Genomic DNA, 16,284 nt, shown 5'->3' with positions numbered 1-16,284 from the left:
GACCGCCGAGGCGTCCAGCGGGCCGCAGCGACTACGGCCTCCCTGCGCCCCAGCAGCCGGGGGCCGGCCGGTTCTGTCGTCGTGCTGCGCCGACACCGACCGCTCGTCGAGCTCATGGGGCGACTGCGCCGCGGTCGGCGGCTTCGGCCGCCGCCTCCGCGTGGTCAGCCCCCGGTGGAGCCGCCTCTGCACGGAGGGCCTGGCGCGGGACGCCAGGCCCTCCGGAGACGGCGACCAGGCCCGTTGGCGGGGAGGGCTGACGATCCGCGGCCCCGCCGGGGGACCTGGCGGTCGGTCAGTAGCTGTTCCCACCGCCGTCGACGACCTGGAACCCGGCGGGCGCCTCGATCGCCGGACCACCCAGATCGCGGAGCGTGACGCCGTTCAGCGTCACCCGGCCCGTAGCCTGGACTTTCAGGCCCTGCGCACCGGTGCCGTCGACCAGCACGTCTTCCAGGCGCAGGTCGGAGACCTCCTTGTTGTAGCTGACGAGGACCCCCATGTAGGTCGAGTCGAGGATGCGGGTGTCCCGGATGACGACCCGCGACGTGATCGGCGCCGAGTCGGCGAAGACCCACACGGCGCCCAGTGCGGTCCGCCAGTTCGGCTCCCAGCCACCGGTGCGCAGGAGCGTGTTGCGCTGGACGAGCGTCTCGCCGGACAGGGGCACGGGGTTGAACCGTGTGCCGACAGCGATCCCGGCCGAGCCCGTGAGCGTGTCGCTGACGAGGTTGTCCTCCACGCGGTTGGAGGTGCCGCCGTAGACGCCCGCGCCGTTGCCGAGCAGCGGTGTGTGCACCGTGTTGGAGGCGAAGACGCTGCGGGTCACCGGGTAGCCGTCCGACCACATCGCGAGCGCGTCGTCGCCGGTGTTGCGCAGGACGGACTGGGTGACCCGGGTCTCCTGGACATCTCCGTGGAGGTTGACCCCGTCGGCGAAGGTGTTGCGGATCCGCACGCCGATCGCCAGGAGGCCCCGGGTGCCGCGGTCGGCCCACAGGCCCACCTTGGTGTGCTCGACCCACACGTTCTGCAGGAGCGACCCGTGGCCGAAGTCGCCCTCGAAGGCGGCGTCGAAGGCGGCGTCGTCCCGGTAGCGGACGTCACCGTCGACCATGAGGTCCGTGATGACGACACCGGACCCGGTGGCGAAGAACCCGCCCTTGCCGTCGCGGCCCTCGACGACGGAGTACCAGGGCCCCGCGCCGCGGATGCTGACGCCCCGGACGTCGATCCTCTGGGCGAGGGTGAAGCGTCCTGGCGGGACCCAGACCCCGGTGCCCGCCGCCCGCGCCGCGTCGATGGCGCGGAGGAAGGCGGCCCTGTCGTCGCTGTCGTCTCTCGGTGTGGCCCCCTGGTCTCGGACGTCGACGAAGCCGGCCGGCATGGGCAGGGGGTCGGGGACGACCTCGGTCTCGACGAGGTCGACGTCGTAGCGGGCGGCGTCCGAGGCGGTGTCCTTCTGCAGGCGCAGCTCCGTCCCGGCGGGGAGGACGGGGAAGGTCGTGCGCGAGTCGTCGAAGAAGCGCTGCGCGCCGCCCTGCGAGGGGTCGTTGCCGTAGGGGTAGCCGCCGTAGACCCAGGAGTAACGGCTGCTGACAGGGACGTCCGCGACCTTCCTGCCGTCCGCGTACAGCCCGATCGTCGCATCTTGGCCGGCGCCGTCCGGGGTGTCGGGGATGGACGCCCGCAGGACGAGTGCGCTGGCCGGCTCGGTCAGCGTCCACGAGACCGAGTCGCCGGTGGCGGTGAGGCGCACGGCCTTACGCCCGGAGGCCTCGGCGGCCACCTCGTGGAAGGTGCGGCTCGGCCCGAGCACCTGGGCGTCGGTGGAACCGCCCTCGGCCTCGTAGGTGGTGTAGGGGACGCTCGCGCCACGCTCCTCCATCGCCTGGCCCGCTTCGAGCAGGACGGCGTCGACGGCCAGGGGGCCACCGGTGCCGTTCGCGTCGTCCTGCAGCAGCTCGACGGTCCGCAGGCCGCGCGAGAGGTCGAGCTCGACGCCGAGGTCGAGCCAGCCGTCGCCGGCGGGCACGACGAGGTGACCGCGGGGCAGTCCGTCGACCGACAGCAGGAGGCGCTGGACGTCGCCGCTGCCGTTCGCGGCGCGGACCGTCACCGTCTGGGCGCCCCCGCCTGTGGACCGGACGGGCACGACGAGGCGGGAACCGGGTCCGGCGAGGCCGCCTGCGGCCGGGGTGCCGGCGACGTCCGCCACGACCGCCCCGTCGACGACGTGGCCCTCCTCCGCCTGGAACGGCGTGCCGCCCGCCGACGGGACCGTGGCGAGGTCGTCGACGCCGGGGGCCGTACTTCCGCCGCTTCCGCCCGTACCGCCACCGTCGCCGGGCGCGGTCGGTGTGATGCCGAGCGCGTCGAGGTTGACGTTGCCGGAGTCACCGCTGCCGAAGCGGTAGGCGACCTCGTGCTCGCCCGCGGTGAGGGCCACCGCCTGGCGCACCTCGTCCCAGGCACTCCAGCCGGCGGTGGCCGGCACCGATACCTGGCGTGCGGGCGCTCCGTCCAGCAGCAGTGAGAGCGTCTTGGCCGACCCTGTGCCATTGGCGAAGCGCAGGTCGAGGTCGTAGTCGCCGTCGGCCGGGACGTCGAGGCGCACGGAAGCGGTTGCGGCGCCTCGGTTGCTGTCCACGAAGCCCCCGACGAAGCCGTCACCCGAGAAGCCCAGGTGCTCGTCGGCCACGACGGCGCCACCGGAGAGCTCCGCGTCCTCGAGCTCCACCGAACCCGGCACCGCAACTGGTGCCGCAGCGCCCACGCCAGGCTCGTCACCACCGCCGGAGGCGGCTGCGACGACCTCCAGCTGGTCCAGGTTGACGTTGCCCGAGTCCTCGGGGCCGTAGGTGTAGCGGACCTCGTGCGTCCCGGGCGCGAGGTCGAGCGCTGTCGTGGCCGTCGCCCACCGGGCCCAGCCGCCGGTGGCGGGGAGCCGGACGCGTCCCCGCTCGACGCCGTCGGCGCTCACGGAGAGGGTGCGCTCGGACCCGGTTCCATTCGCGTAGCGCAGCTGCAACTCGTGGGTCCCGGAAGTCTCGGCGTCGACCGTGAAGCCCACTGCGGCGTACCCGCGGTGGGCGTCGACCAGGCCGCCGACGTACCCCGTGCCGGCGAAGCCGCCGTGCTCGTCCTCGACGACGGCGCCGCCGGAGAGGACGGCCTGCTCCGCCTCGAGCGAGGTCGCCGCGGCTGCGGCGGCCGGGGGCCCGACGAGCCCGGCCAGGGTCAGTGCGGCTCCGAGCGCGAGTGCGACCGGTGCGCGGCCGCGCGGTCGGGCGCCTCGGCTGCGGGTGCAGAGGTGACGGTGTCTGGCGTCCACAGGGTTCTCCCTCGTGCTTGGGGTCTGGGGATGTCGGGCTCGCCCGGCAGCAGTGCAGGACGCAAGCGCTTACTATGAACTGTGGCTAGGTCCGGCATGCCTAGACAAGCAATGAGCGGGCGTAATCACGTAAGGGCTTCACGTAAGGACTAGCATCTCGGCATGGTCCAGCGGACGACGCTCAACATGGCGGACATCGCCCGCCAAGCAGGGGTGTCGATCGCGTCGGTGTCACGTGCGCTCAGCGGAGCGCCCGGCGTGTCGCCGGAGACGCGAAAGCACATCCGGTCGCTGGCCCACGACCTCGGCTACACCGTCTCCCCGGACGCCGCCCGTCTCGCCCGGGGCACGTCGGGCCGCGTCGCCGTCGTGACCCCGAACCTGTCGCACTGGTTCTACTCCGCGATGCTCGACGGCATCGTCACCGCCCTCCACGAGGTCGAGACGGACGTGCTGCTCTACGAGGTCAAGCACGAGCGGGAGCGCACGAGGTTCTTCGCCGAGCTGCCGGCCCGGCGGCAGGTCGACGCGCTGGTGCTCATCGCCCTCCCGATCAGCGACGAGGAGCGCCAGCGGCTGGACAAGATGGAGGTTGCCGTCGTCATGGCCGGTGGCGTCCTCGGCGACCACCCCCACGTCCGGGTCGACGACGTCGCGATCGCCGACCAGGCCGCCTCGCACCTGCTCGTCGCCGGCCACGAGCGCATCGGGCTCATCGGCTCGGGCGGCACGTGGGTGCTGCCGTACGCGGCGCCGGCGGGACGTGAGCAGGGCTATCGGCGGGCGATGGACCGGTGGGGCGTACCGGTCCGGGAGGACCTGGTGGTCCGGCCCGTCTGGGGCACGGGCGGCGGAGCGGAGGGCATGGCGCAGCTCCTGTGCCTGCGGCGGCCGCCGACGGCCGTCGTCGCCTTCTCCGATGAGGTGGCCTTCGGTGCGCTGCTGACCCTGCGCCGGGCGGGCGTCGGCGTCCCGGAACGAATCTCGGTCGTGGGCATCGACGACCACGAGTTGGCCGAGGCCTTCGACCTCACGACGGTGCGCCAACCGGTGACGGAGCAGGGGGTGCGCGCCGGCGAGCTCGTGCGGCAGGTGCTCACGGGCCGCGAGCCCGAGGAGTCGCAGGTCGAGCTCCCGTGCCGGCTGGTCCTGCGGGGCACCACGGGCGCCCCCCGCCCGACGTGAGCCGCGAGCCACCCGTCGCGCGCGGTCGTCAGCCGCTGGCCACGTTTCGCCTGTCGCTGCAAGGATCGGTCATCGATGAGCGCAATCTTGCACGCGTGCTTGCTCGCTGCTTCACTCCGTCGCCATGGCGAGGCGGTTGTCCGAGGTGGCCCGCAAGGTGGGTGTCAGCGAGGCCACGGTCAGCCGGGTGCTCAACGGCAGGCCCGGCGTCTCGCAGGCCAAGCGTGAGGCCGTCCTGACGGCGCTCGACGTGCTCGGGTACGAGCGCCCCTCCCAGCTGCGCGGCGACCGGGGACGGCTCGTCGGTCTCGTGGTGCCCGAGCTCGTCAACCCGATCTTCCCGGCGCTGGCCGAGGTCATCGGTGGAGCGCTCGCGCAGCAGCAGTTCACACCCCTGCTGTGCACCCTGTCGGCCGGCGGTGTCAGCGAGGGGGAGCTGGTCGACCTCCTGCTCGCCCAGCACGTGTCGGGAGTGGTCTTCGCGGGCGGGTCCTACTCGGAGCGAGGGGCCGACCACCGCCCGTACCGGCGCCTCGCGGAGCTGGACCTGCCCGTCGTCCTGGTCAACGCCTCGGTCGAGGAGCTCGACTTCCCATGCGTGGCCTGCGACGACCTGGTGGCCGTCCGGCAGGCGCTCGGCCACGTCCTCTCGCTAGGTCACCAGCGCGTCGCGCTGCTGCTCGGACCGGAGGGGCACGTGCCGTCCGAGCGCAAGCTCGAAGCGGCCCGCCAGTTCGCCGCCGGCGGCGCCCTCGACCTCTCTCCGTGCCGGGTCGCGCACAGCCAGTACTCCGTCGAGGGCGGCCAGGCGGTCGCGAAGAGGCTCGTCGACGCTGGCGCCACGGCGCTCGTGTGCGCGTCCGACCCCCTGGCGCTCGGAGCGGTGCGCGCTGCGCGCCGGGCCGGCCTCGAGGTGCCGGGGGACGTCTCGGTGGTCGGCTTCGACGACTCGGCATTGATGAGCTCGACCGATCCCGCGCTGACCACGGTGCGCCAGCCGATCGATGCCATGGGCCGAGCCGCCATCGACCTGCTCGCCGCCATGATCGCCGGCAGGCACGTCTCGCGCGACGAGTTGCTCATCGAGCCGGAACTCGTGGTGCGCGGCTCTACGGCGGCCGCACGGTCACGCTGACCACCTCGGGCCGGTGGGCCGCCCCGTCGGTCACTCTCGGCGCCGTGGCCCCGACCCGGTGAGGCGCCCCTTGAGGTCACGTTTACGGACGAGGGCAACAGGATGACGTAAGACGCGTGCAGCACTTGCGCAAGGATTGAGCGGCGGCAGGCACCCGATGTACGTTCTGCTCGCCGGTGGCACGCTGACGCGGCCCCTTCGCCGGCGACAGGCGACCGTCCGCCGCGCGGCGGCGGCCCGACGTGACTGGAGTGACGATGCGACGAAGCATCCTGGCAACTGGCGCCGTGTGCGCGACCCTGACCCTCGCTGCGTGCGGGTCAGGCTCCTCCGGAGGTTCCGGCGGCGGTGGGGCCGAGCCGGCGGCGACGGGCACCGGCGCGGGTGACGCGGCCGGCACGGGCGCCATCACGTTGTGGGTGGACGACAACAGGTTCCAGGAGATGGCACCGGTCGTCGAGGACTTCCAGCAGGAGACGGGCACCGCCGTGGAGCTGGTGCGCAAGTCCACCGAGGACATCGGTCCCGACTTCGTCGCGCAGGTGCCCACCGGCGAGGGGCCCGACATGATCCTCTCGGCGCACGACGGTCTCGGCGAGTGGGTCACGAACGGGGTCGTCGCGCCGGTCGAGCTCGGCGACGCCTGGGACGACATGTCGCCGGTCGCGGCTGCGGCCATGGCCTACGACGGCCAGTACTACGGCGTCCCGTTGTCGCTGGAGAACGTGGCGCTGGTCCGCAACAACGACCTGCAGGCCGAGACCACGGCGACGACGTTCGACGAGCTCGTCCAGGAGGCGAAGGGGGCTGGCACCGACTTCTCCGTCGTCATCCAGCAGGGTGAGGAGTCCGACCCCTACCACCTGTACCCGCTGCAGACCTCTTTCGGCGCCCCGGTCTTCGAGCAGAACGCCGACGGCTCGTACACCTCGGAGCTCGCGCTGGGGGGTGAGGGGGGCCACCGCTTCGCTCAGTACCTCAAGAAGCTGGGCGACGAGGGCGTGCTCGACATCTCCGTCGACGGCGCCAAGGCCGGGCAGGCTTTCGCCGACGGCCAGGCGCCCTACATCATCACCGGGCCCTGGGGCATCCCCGACATGACCGAGCAGGGGATCGACTTCAGCGTCCTGCCCATCCCCCCGGCCGGTGACGAGCCCTCGCGGCCCTTCGTCGGCGTCCAGGGCGTGTTCGTCTCGGCGAAGTCCGACGATCCGCTGCTGGCGTCGCAGTTCGTCAACTACCTCGCCACCGAGGAGGCGCAGGACACGCTGTACGAGGCCAGCCACCGCACGCCCGCGCTGGCTGCCTCCGCGCAGAAGGTGGACGACCCGGTCGTCGCCGGGTTCAACGAGGCGGGCGCCGACGGCGCACCGACGCCGGCCATCCCCGAGATGAGCGCTGTATGGGGCTTCTGGGGCACGACCGAGGCGCAGATCATCAGCGGCCAGGTCGCTCCCGAGGAAGGCTGGGACCAGATGGTCGCGAACATCCAGAGCACGATCGAAGCGGGCTGAGGCCCCCTGGCGCCCGCCCCGCACCGGCTCGGTGCGGGGCAAGCGCCCGCTTCCATCCCACCGGGTCCGCCGGGGCGAGACCCGCCGCGGGTCTCGGGCGGCGCCCTCCTGAGCCCAGCGCACCGCTCCTGCGACCGTCCAGAGGACTGCTCATGACCAGCAACACCAGCACAGGCGCGCCCTCGACAACGGCCGGCGGGGAGACGCCGTCCCGGCGGCAGCGCCCCGCCGGCGGAAAGCCGCTGCCCCGGCGGCAGCGCCCGCGAGGCGTAGAGCACGCCCGGGACGTCAGGCCCGGCTTCGTGGCCAAGCTGCTGCTGATGGCGGCGGCCAACGCCGTTGGCCTCTACGGGATCCTCTCCGCGTGGTCGGTGCAGTCGTGGGGAGTCCTGATCCTCCTCGCCGTCGCGCTGGCCGTGGTGGACTGGGTCTACTACTCGCGGCGCGCCATCCCCGGGAAGTACCTCGTCCCCGGCCTCGTCTTCCTCTTCGTGTACCAGATCTTTGCCATGGCCTACACGGGCTACGTGGCGTTCACCAACTACGGCGACGGGCACAACTCGACGAAGTCCGACGCCATCGAGCAGGTCCTCGCGCAGAACGAGCGACGGGTCGAGGGATCAGCCGCATACCCGCTGGCCGTGGTGGCGCAGGACGGCGAGCTGGGCCTGGCGATCGTCGACGACGGGTCCGTCGAGGTCGGCACCGCGGACCAGCCGCTGGAGGCCGTCGAGGGAGCGAGCGTCGACGGTTCACGCATCACGGCCGTGCCGGACTGGACCGTGCTCGAGCTGTCGAGCATCGCCGAGCGGCAGTCCGAGGTCGTCGCCCTCCGCGTCCCCGTGTCGGACGACGTCGGCAGCGGCTCCATCCGGACGCAGGACGGCGCCACGGGTTACGTCTACCGGCCCGCGCTCACCTACGACGAGTCCAGCGACACGATGGTCGACACGCAGGACGGAACCGTCTACGCCCCCGACGAGGCGGGCAACTTCGTCTCCGACGACGGGCAGGTGTTGACGCCGGGATGGCGGGTCACGGTGGGGCTGGACAACTTCGGCGCCCTCTTCACCGACTCCCGCATGAGCGGACCCTTCCTGGAGATCTTCACCTGGACCTTCGTCCTCGCCGGTCTCTCGGTGGCAACGACCTTCGCCCTCGGCATCTTCCTGGCGGTGACGTTCAACGACCCCCGGCTGCGCGGACGTAAGATGTACCGCTCGCTGCTCATCCTCCCGTACGCCTTCCCGGGTTTCCTGTCTGCGCTGGTCTGGCGGGGGATGCTCAACGAGCGGTTCGGCTGGGTCAACGAGGTGCTCCTGGGCGGCGCCGAAGTCCCCTGGCTCAACGACGCACTGCTCGCCAAAGTCTCGGTTCTCCTGGTCAACCTCTGGCTCGGCTTCCCGTACATGTTTCTCATCTGCACCGGCGCGCTGCAGGCCGTCCCGTCCGACATGGTGGAAGCTGCCCGCATCGACGGCGCCGGTCGGCTGCAGGTCTTCCGGCACCTGACCCTGCCCCTGATCATGGTCGCCGTCTCACCGCTGCTCATCGCGTCGTTCGCCTTCAACTTCAACAACTTCGCCCTGATCTACATGCTCACGGGCGGCGGCCCCAACTTCGTCGGGACGCCCTACGTGGTAGGGCACACCGACATCCTCATCTCGATGGTCTACTCGGTCGCCTTCGAGAGCGGCAGCAAGCAGTACGGCGTCGCCAGTGCCCTGTCCATACTGATCTTCGTCATGGTCGGCTTGATCTCGTGGTTCGGCTTCCGTCGGACGCGCCAGCTGGAGGAGATCTGAGATGGCATCCACGTCCACCACCGCCTCCTCGACCGGCTCGCCGACGCCTCCGCGAGCCAACGACCACCGGCTGCGCGGTCGGCGGTGGTGGTTGGAAATTGGATGGCGGCACCTCGTCGGCGTCGTCATGGTTGTGGTCTGCGCGGTGCCACTGCTGTACGTGCTCTCCGCTTCCTTCAACCCGAACGGCAACCTCACCGGCTCCAACCAGCTCTTCCGGCAGTTCTCACTCGCCAACTACGCCGAGCTGCGGTCCGCCGGCTTCGGCAGGTGGGCGGTCAACTCCCTCGTCGTCTGCTCGGTGACCGCGGTCGGCACGGTCGTCATGGGGGCAGCGGCCGCCTATGCCTTCTCGCGGTTTCGGTTCACCGGCCGGCGGGCGACGCTCACCACGCTATTGCTGCTGCAGATGTTCCCGCAGATGCTCGCCTTCGTCGCCATCTTCCTGGTCCTGCTGACCCTCGGTGACGTCATCCCGGCCATCGGCCTCAACACGCACCTCGGCCTCATCTGCGTCTACCTCGGCGGCGCCCTCGGAGTGAACACCTTCCTCATGTACGGCTTCTTCAACACCGTGCCGCGCGAGCTCGACGAGGCTGCGAAGATCGACGGGGCCACCCATGCCCAGATCTTCTGGGGCATCATCATGCGCCTGGTCACGCCGATCCTGACCGTCGTGGGACTGCTCTCCTTCATCAGCACCTACGGCGACTTCATCATCGCCCGCATCGTGCTGCAGCGCGCGGACCAGCTCACCCTCGCGATCGGCCTCTACAACTGGGGCTCGGACGAGCGCAACGCGCCGTGGGGCCTCTTCGCGGCCGGCGCGGTGGTCGCGGCCGTCCCCGTGGTCCTGCTCTTCCTCCTGCTCCAGCGCTACATCGTCTCCGGCCTCACCGCCGGGTCGGTCAAGGGCTGAGGCACCGCCGACGAAAGGCTCGCCCCGTGCTTTCCACCACCACCGTCCCTGCGCCCGCGAACGCAGCACAGGTCCGCGGCACGTGCTACCGCTTCACCGTGCTGACCAGCCGGCTGGTCCGGATGGAGTGGAGCGACGACGGCGTGTTCGTCGACAGGCCCACCGCGGTCGTAGCCGACCGAGACTTCCCGGTCCCCGACTTCTCGGTCGAGCGGGACGGCGACGCGGTGCAGATACGCACCGAGCACGTCCATCTGCACTTCGACGGGCGGGCCTTCAGCACGTCGGGGCTGTCGGCGGCGGTGCTCGGCGCCCCGGACATCCACTACGCCACCTGGCGCTTCGGCCACACCCCACCGCAGTTCCTGCCGCACCGGGGCAACCTCGGCGGCACCGCGCGCACGCTCGACGAGGTGGACGGGGCGTGCCCGCTCGAGCCCGGCATCCTTTCCACCTATGGCTTCGCCGTCCTCGACGACTCGGCGTCGGTGGTGCTCTCCGAGGACGGCTGGGTCGAGGAGCGCCCGACGACCGGGCACGACCTCTACCTCTTCGCGCACGGGCGCGACTACCAGGGGGCCCTGGACGACTACTTCCGGTTGACCGGGGGGCCTGCGCTCGTGCCGAGGCACGTCCTCGGCAACTGGTGGAGCCGGTACTGGCCGTATGATGACGATGAGTACCTCGAGCTCATGGACGACTTCGCGGCCCGGCGGGTGCCGTTCTCGGTCGCAGTGCTGGACATGGACTGGCACGAGGTCGACATCGACCCCGATCTCGGCACCGGGTGGACGGGCTACACGTGGAACCGCAAGCTGTTCCCCGACCCCCCGGCCTTCCTGGCCGAGCTGCACCGGCGCGGTCTGGCGGTGGCGCTGAACGTCCACCCCGCCGACGGCGTCCGTCGTCACGAAGATGCTTACGCCCGGGTGGCCCGCGCCGTCGGCCGGGACGCGAGCACCGGGGACGCCATCCCCTTCGACATCTCGTCGCGGACCTTCGTCGAGGCGTACCTGGCCGAGCTGCACCACCCGCTCGAGGAGGAGGGCGTCGACTTCTGGTGGCTTGACTGGCAGTCCGGCGGTTTCTCCCGGCTGGAAGGGCTGGACCCGCTGTGGATGCTCAACCACGTGCACTTCCACGACTCCGGTCGGGACGGCAGGCGCCCCCTCACCTTCTCGCGGTACAGCGGTCCAGGGAGCCACCGCTACCCCGTCGGGTTCTCCGGCGACACGATCGCCTCATGGGCGTCGCTCCGCTTCCAGCCGTACTTCACCGCGACAGCCGCCAACATCGGGTACTTCTGGTGGAGCCATGACATCGGTGGGCACATGCACGGCACCACCGACCCGGAGCTCACGGCCCGCTGGGTCCAGTTCGGAGCGCTGTCGCCGGTCAACCGCCTGCACTCGTCGGCCAGCCACTTCTCCTCGAAGGACCCGCAGGACCTTGGCCTTGAGGCCGGACCCGTCGCGACGCGCTTCCTGCGGCTGCGGCACGTGCTCGTGCCCTACCTGTACACGGCCGCGTGGCGCTCCACCACCGACGGCGTCGCGCTCGTGCGTCCCCTGTACCACGCGCACCCCGGCGAGCAGGCGGCCTACGAGCACACGAGCTCCTACCTGCTCGGGCCCGACCTGCTCGTGGCGCCCATCACCGCGCCGCGCGACCCCGAGTCCCAGATGGCGGCCGCCACAGCGTGGCTCCCCGAGGGGGAGTGGACGGACCTGCTCACCGGTGCGACCTACCGCGGCGGCCGTACCCACACCCTGCACCGGACTCTGGAGCACTACCCGGTCCTCGTGCGTGCGGGTGCGGTGCTCCCCCTCGCCTCGGACGCCACGGCCCCCGTCGTCGAGAACCCGCGCGACCTGGTCCTGCGGGTGCAGCCCGGCGACGGCACGTCGGAGCTGTCCGAGGACGACGGCACGGCGCAAGCCGACGCGTGGCGCACCTCCATAAGACAGACCTGCCGACGGCAGGAGGGGCTCCTGAGCATCACCGTCGGCCTCACCACCGAGGGTGCTGCGGGCCCGCGGAACCTGGACTCCCTGTGCTTCGACCTCGCCGGCGTCTCGTCGATCGGCGCCGCGAGCCTCGTCGTCGGCGACCACGAGCACCCCCTGCAGGTGGTCGACGGGGACGACGACGCCGCGGTGCTGCTCGGGCCGAGCCTCCGCCTCCGGGCCGAGCGCGTCGACCTTCACGCAGATGTCCTCCTGAAGATCGTCGGCGCGCAGCCCGCCGCACAGGACGTGCAGGCGGCGGTAGTCGCCATCCTGCAGCGCGCGCGCATCGAGGTGGATGTCAAGGACAGGGCCTACGCGGCGCTCCAGCGGCTCGAGCGCCTCGAGCTCGCGGCCGAGCTCAGCAGCAACGGCCTGCCACGCCCCGTTTTCAACGCCGTGCTCGAAGTTCTCAGCGGCGCGACCCGCTAGCGTCGACGGCAAGCGTCATGGTCTGAACCACCTCGAGGACACGGCCTCGCTGGAGGACCGCATGGCCAGGGTCGCCGACGGGACGATCGCACTGCGCGTCGCCGGGACCGTCCCCGCAGAGCGAGCGGCCGAGGCCCACCGACGACTCGAGGTGGGCGAGCAGCGCGGGCGCGTCGTCCTCACCTTCTGAGCCGGAGTTCGATCCCGGACGGCCGGGAAGAGCCCCACGGAACGACGTCCGTGGACCGGTCGCTCAGGACCCGGAGGCGTGACCGTCCAGGTCGACGACCTCGAACTCCAGCAGCCGCGCGGCGGTGGCCACGGGCTGGGCACGCTCCCCGGAGTGGGCCCTGGCGGCGTCGCCATCCTCGCTCCACGCGCGGAAGGAGGCGTCGTCCTCCCAGCGGGTGAGGACGAAGTAGCGCTCCTCGCCCGCGGTCGGGCGGAGCAGCTCGAAGCCGAGGAAGCCGGGCGTGCCGTCGACGGCGCCCAGGCGGGCGGCGAAGCGGCGCTCCAGCTCGGGGCCGGCGCCCTCGGGCACCGAGATGGCGTTGATCTTCACGACGGGCACGTGTCCAGCCTCGCGCAGCGGGGCGGGGCGGGGCGGGGCGGGGCGGGGCGGGGGGAGGAGGCGCGGGTGCGGCGGCGAGGTGCCGCACCCGCGCGGGCGTGCGACCGTCCAGCATGGAGATGCACCACGAGCGCCGCGGCGCCGGCGCCCCCCTCGTCCTCGTGCACGGCCTCGGGTCGACCTCGCGCNGTTAGCGTTCCCCCCCCCCCCGCGGGCGTGCGACCGTCCAGCATGGAGATGCACCACGAGCGCCGCGGCGCCGGCGCCCCCCTCGTCCTCGTGCACGGCCTCGGGTCGACCTCGCGCACCTGGGACCCCGTCCTGCCCGGGCTGGCCGCCCACCGCGACGTCGTCGCCGTCGACCTCCCCGGCTTCGGCGGCACGCCGCCGCTGGAGGGCGAGGTGTCGATCGCCTCCCTCGCCGATGCCCTGGTCACCTTCCTGGAGGAGCAGGGGCTCCGGGACGCGGACCTCGTGGGCAGCTCCGTCGGCGCCCGGCTCGTGCTCGAGCTCGCCCGCCGCGGCGTCGGCGGCGACGTGGTCGCCCTCGACCCGGGCGGCTTCTGGGACCGCCGCCAGCTGGCCGTGTTCGGCGCCACCATCGGGGCCTCCATCCGCCTGGTCCGAGGCCTCCGCCCCGTCCTGCCGGTGCTCACCGGCAACCCGGTGACGCGCTCGGCGCTGCTGGCGCAGCTCAGCCCCCGCCCGTGGGCGCTGCCGCCGGCGCTGGTGCTGCGCGAGCTGCGGGGATGGGCGGCCGCGCCGAGCTACGACGCGCTGCTCGCCGCCCTCGTCCACGGGCCGCCGCAGGAGGGCGCACCCGCCGGGGGGACGCCGGGCCGGGTGGTCCTCGGCTGGGGCCGCCAGGACCGCGTCGTCACGCCGAGCCAGGCCGCCGTGGCGACCGAGCGCTTCCCGGACGCGCAGCTGCACTGGTTCGACTCCTGCGGCCACTTCCCGATGTGGGACCAGCCCGAGGAGACGGTGCGGCTCGTCCTCGAGAGCACCGGCGAGGAGTCCGCACGCCGGGACACGGGTCCTGAGGGGCGGGACGCGTCATAGCCTCGCAGGCATGGCGCAGACGGTCAGGCTGGCAGTGCTCCCGGGCGACGGCATCGGTCCGGAGGTGGTCGCCGAGGGCCTGAAGGTCCTCGACGTCGTCGCGGGCGACCTGGACCTGGTCGTGGAGCGCACCGAGTACGACCTCGGCGCGCGCCGCTGGCACGCGACGGGGGAGACCCTGCCCGACAGCGCCCTCGAGGAGATCCGCGGCCACGACGCGATCCTGCTCGGCGCCGTCGGCGACCCGTCCGTCCCGAGCGGGGTCCTCGAGCGGGGCCTGCTGCTGCGGCTGCGCTTCGCTCTCGACCACTACGTGAACCTGCGCCCGAGCCGCCTGCTGTCCGGCGTCGCCTCGCCGCTGGCCGACCCCGGCGAGGTCGACCTCGTCGTCGTCCGCGAGGGCACGGAGGGCCCCTACACCGGCAACGGCGGCGCCCTGCGCGTCGGGACGCCGCACGAGGTCGCGACCGAGGTCAGCGTCAACACCGCCTTCGGCGTCGAGCGCGTCGTCCGCGACGCCTTCGCCCGGGCGCAGGAGCGGCCGCGACGACGGCTCACGCTCGTGCACAAGCACAACGTCCTCACGTACGCCGGGGACCTGTGGCGGCGGACCGTCGACGCCGTCGCGGCGGAGTTCCCCGACGTCAGCACGGACTACCTGCACGTCGACGCCGCGACGATCTTCCTCGTCACGGACCCGTCGCGCTTCGACGTCGTCGTCACCGACAACCTCTTCGGGGACATCGTCACCGACCTCGCGGCCGCGGTGACGGGCGGCATCGGCCTGGCGGCGTCGGGCAACGTCAACCCCACCCGCGAGGCGCCGAGCATGTTCGAGCCCGTCCACGGCTCGGCACCCGACATCGCCGGGACCGGCCGCGCCGACCCGACGGCCGCGGTGCTGTCCGTCGCCCTCCTGCTGGAGCACCTGGGCCACCCGCAGGCGTCCGAGCGCGTCGTCGGCGCCGTGGCCGAGGACCTGCGCCGGCGCGCCGGCGGCTCGCCGCGGACGACGTCGCAGGTCGGCGACGCCGTCGCCGCCGCTCTCGCGTGAGCCGCGTCCGCGGGGGGTCGGGGGCCGGGCACGCGGGGATACCGTGACCGCCATGGCGAGCCCGACGACGTCCTCCAGCCCGGCACCGGCCCCCGACGCGACGGCCAGCTCGGCCGCGGGCGTGCCGACGGCTGCCGTCCAGGACGTCCGCCTCGACTTCCCCGTCGCCGAGGGGGTCGTCCGCCGCCCGGACGCCGAGCGCGCCGAGGTCCTCGCCGCGCCGGGCTTCGGCCGGCACTTCACCGACCACATGGCCCGCGCGGTCTGGACGCCCGCCGGCTGGGGCTCCGACGCCGTCGTCGCGCACGCACCCATCACGCTGAGCCCGGCCTCCGCCGTCCTGCACTACGCGCAGGAGGTGTTCGAGGGCCTCAAGGCCTACCGGCACGAGGACGGCTCGGTGTGGGCCTTCCGCCCCGAGGCCAACGCGCGGCGCTTCGCGGCCTCGGCGCGCCGCCTCGCCCTGCCGGTCCTGCCGGAGGACGCCTTCCTGCGCTCCGTCGAGCAGCTCGTCGCGGCCGACCTCGACTGGGTGCCGGGCGGCGGCGAGGACAGCCTCTACCTGCGCCCCTTCATGTTCGCCTCGGAGAGCTTCCTCGGCGTCCGCCCGTCCGCCGAGGTGACCTACCTCGTCATCGCCTCGCCCGCGGGCCCCTACTTCGGCGGCGGCGAGATCCGGCCCGTGTCCATCTGGCTCTCGCAGGAGTACAGCCGGGCCGCCCCGGGCGGGACGGGCGCCGCCAAGTGCGGGGGCAACTACGCCGCGGGCCTGCAGGCGCAGGCGGAGGCGTCGGCCCACGGGTGCGACCAGGTGGCCTTCCTCGACGCGGTCGAGCACCGCTGGGTCGAGGAGCTCGGCGGCATGAACCTCTTCTTCGTCCTCGACGACGGCACCGTCGTCACCCCCGAGCTCACCGGCACCATCCTCGAGGGCGTCACGCGCACCTCGGTGCTCCAGATCGCCGCCGACCTCGGCCACGACGTGGTCGAGCGCCGCGTCGACGTCGCCGAGTGGCGCGACGGCTGCGCGAGCGGTCGGGTCCGCGAGGTCTTCGCCTGCGGCACGGCCGCCGTCGTCACCCCCGTGGGAGCGCTCGTCGAGCCCGGCCGCCGCTCCGTGCCGGGGGACGGCGGGACCGGCGAGGTCACCGCGACGATCCGGGCGCGGCTCACGGACGTGCAGACCGGCCGGGGCGAGGACGTGCACGGCTGGATGCACCGCCTGGTCTGACTGTGAGGGTGGTCAAGCCGGTCCAGCACTGATGGG

At 72.6% G+C, this 16,284-nt stretch carries 12 protein-coding genes; 10 read left to right on the top strand and 2 right to left on the bottom strand.

The annotated features are described in order from the left end of the window. Positions 1 to 295: 295 nt before the first annotated feature. Positions 296 to 3,334, bottom strand: coding sequence for a carbohydrate-binding protein (locus WDZ17_RS05750; protein WP_339574181.1), 3,039 nt, complete (start codon positions 3,332 to 3,334; stop codon positions 296 to 298). Positions 3,335 to 3,496: 162 nt separating this feature from the next. Here WDZ17_RS05750 and WDZ17_RS05745 point away from each other — a divergent pair, with 162 nt between their 5' ends. The 7 genes from WDZ17_RS05745 to WDZ17_RS05715 all read left to right on the top strand — a co-directional run bounded on the left by WDZ17_RS05745 (position 3,497) and on the right by WDZ17_RS05715 (position 12,520). Further along, positions 3,497 to 4,519 (top strand): LacI family DNA-binding transcriptional regulator, encoded by a 1,023-nt coding sequence (locus tag WDZ17_RS05745; protein ID WP_339574180.1) that lies wholly within the window; start codon positions 3,497 to 3,499, stop codon positions 4,517 to 4,519. A gap of 124 nt (positions 4,520 to 4,643) precedes the next feature. After that, a complete protein-coding gene (locus tag WDZ17_RS05740; protein ID WP_339574179.1) occupies positions 4,644 to 5,654 on the top strand; it encodes a LacI family DNA-binding transcriptional regulator in 1,011 nt (336 codons plus the stop codon). A 419-nt stretch (positions 5,655 to 6,073) separates the two neighbouring features. Further along, positions 6,074 to 7,168 (top strand): sugar ABC transporter substrate-binding protein, encoded by a 1,095-nt coding sequence (locus WDZ17_RS05735; protein ID WP_339574178.1) that lies wholly within the window; start codon positions 6,074 to 6,076, stop codon positions 7,166 to 7,168. A gap of 152 nt (positions 7,169 to 7,320) precedes the next feature. Continuing rightward, the gene (locus tag WDZ17_RS05730; protein WP_422631847.1) at positions 7,321 to 8,973 is read left to right on the top strand and encodes an ABC transporter permease subunit; all 1,653 of its coding nucleotides are present in this window, start codon (positions 7,321 to 7,323) and stop codon (positions 8,971 to 8,973) included. Between the two features lies 1 nt (position 8,974). Next, positions 8,975 to 9,892 carry a sugar ABC transporter permease gene (locus WDZ17_RS05725; RefSeq protein WP_339574176.1) on the top strand — a complete coding sequence of 306 codons (918 nt, stop codon included), beginning with the start codon at positions 8,975 to 8,977 and terminating at the stop codon, positions 9,890 to 9,892. Between the two features lie 26 nt (positions 9,893 to 9,918). Continuing rightward, a complete protein-coding gene (locus WDZ17_RS05720; protein WP_339574175.1) occupies positions 9,919 to 12,330 on the top strand; it encodes a glycoside hydrolase family 31 protein in 2,412 nt (803 codons plus the stop codon). Positions 12,331 to 12,352: 22 nt separating this feature from the next. Further along, positions 12,353 to 12,520 carry a zinc-binding dehydrogenase gene (locus WDZ17_RS05715; protein ID WP_339574350.1) on the top strand — a complete coding sequence of 56 codons (168 nt, stop codon included), beginning with the start codon at positions 12,353 to 12,355 and terminating at the stop codon, positions 12,518 to 12,520. Positions 12,521 to 12,583: 63 nt separating this feature from the next. Here the strand turns inward: WDZ17_RS05715 and WDZ17_RS05710 are convergent, their stop codons facing one another. Beyond that, complete coding sequence (locus tag WDZ17_RS05710) at positions 12,584 to 12,901, bottom strand: antibiotic biosynthesis monooxygenase family protein (protein WP_339574174.1); 318 nt, start codon at positions 12,899 to 12,901, stop codon at positions 12,584 to 12,586. A 231-nt stretch (positions 12,902 to 13,132) separates the two neighbouring features. Between WDZ17_RS05710 and WDZ17_RS05705 the strand changes: the two genes are divergently transcribed. From WDZ17_RS05705 to WDZ17_RS05695, 3 genes are read left to right on the top strand one after another with little or no spacing between them, the layout of a single operon-like run. Further along, positions 13,133 to 13,963, top strand: coding sequence for an alpha/beta fold hydrolase (locus WDZ17_RS05705; RefSeq protein ID WP_339574173.1), 831 nt, complete (start codon positions 13,133 to 13,135; stop codon positions 13,961 to 13,963). Between the two features lie 10 nt (positions 13,964 to 13,973). After that, positions 13,974 to 15,017: a 3-isopropylmalate dehydrogenase gene (locus tag WDZ17_RS05700; protein ID WP_339574172.1), complete on the top strand. Its 1,044-nt coding sequence runs from the start codon at positions 13,974 to 13,976 to the stop codon at positions 15,015 to 15,017. Positions 15,018 to 15,069: 52 nt separating this feature from the next. Next, positions 15,070 to 16,248, top strand: a complete 1,179-nt coding sequence (locus WDZ17_RS05695) for a branched-chain amino acid aminotransferase (RefSeq protein WP_339574171.1) — start codon at positions 15,070 to 15,072, stop codon at positions 16,246 to 16,248. Positions 16,249 to 16,284: the final 36 nt, after the last annotated feature.

It is taken from the genome of Pseudokineococcus basanitobsidens (assembly GCF_037482545.1).
Lineage (GTDB): Bacteria > Actinomycetota > Actinomycetes > Actinomycetales > Quadrisphaeraceae > Pseudokineococcus > Pseudokineococcus basanitobsidens.
The sequence above is the reverse complement of the archived record's forward strand: the minus strand, read 5'-3'. Positions and strand labels throughout refer to the sequence as shown.

What these genes read in the sequence shown, in the direction of transcription:
- WDZ17_RS05745 (WP_339574180.1), top strand. Translation starts at nt 3,497, where the DNA reads ATGGTCCAGCGGACGACGCTCAACATGGCGGACATCGCCCGCCAAGCA.
- WDZ17_RS05740 (WP_339574179.1), top strand. Translation starts at nt 4,644, where the DNA reads ATGGCGAGGCGGTTGTCCGAGGTGGCCCGCAAGGTGGGTGTCAGCGAG.
- WDZ17_RS05730 (WP_422631847.1), top strand. Translation starts at nt 7,321, where the DNA reads ATGACCAGCAACACCAGCACAGGCGCGCCCTCGACAACGGCCGGCGGG.
- WDZ17_RS05725 (WP_339574176.1), top strand. Translation starts at nt 8,975, where the DNA reads ATGGCATCCACGTCCACCACCGCCTCCTCGACCGGCTCGCCGACGCCT.
- WDZ17_RS05705 (WP_339574173.1), top strand. Translation starts at nt 13,133, where the DNA reads ATGGAGATGCACCACGAGCGCCGCGGCGCCGGCGCCCCCCTCGTCCTC.
- WDZ17_RS05700 (WP_339574172.1), top strand. Translation starts at nt 13,974, where the DNA reads ATGGCGCAGACGGTCAGGCTGGCAGTGCTCCCGGGCGACGGCATCGGT.
- WDZ17_RS05695 (WP_339574171.1), top strand. Translation starts at nt 15,070, where the DNA reads ATGGCGAGCCCGACGACGTCCTCCAGCCCGGCACCGGCCCCCGACGCG.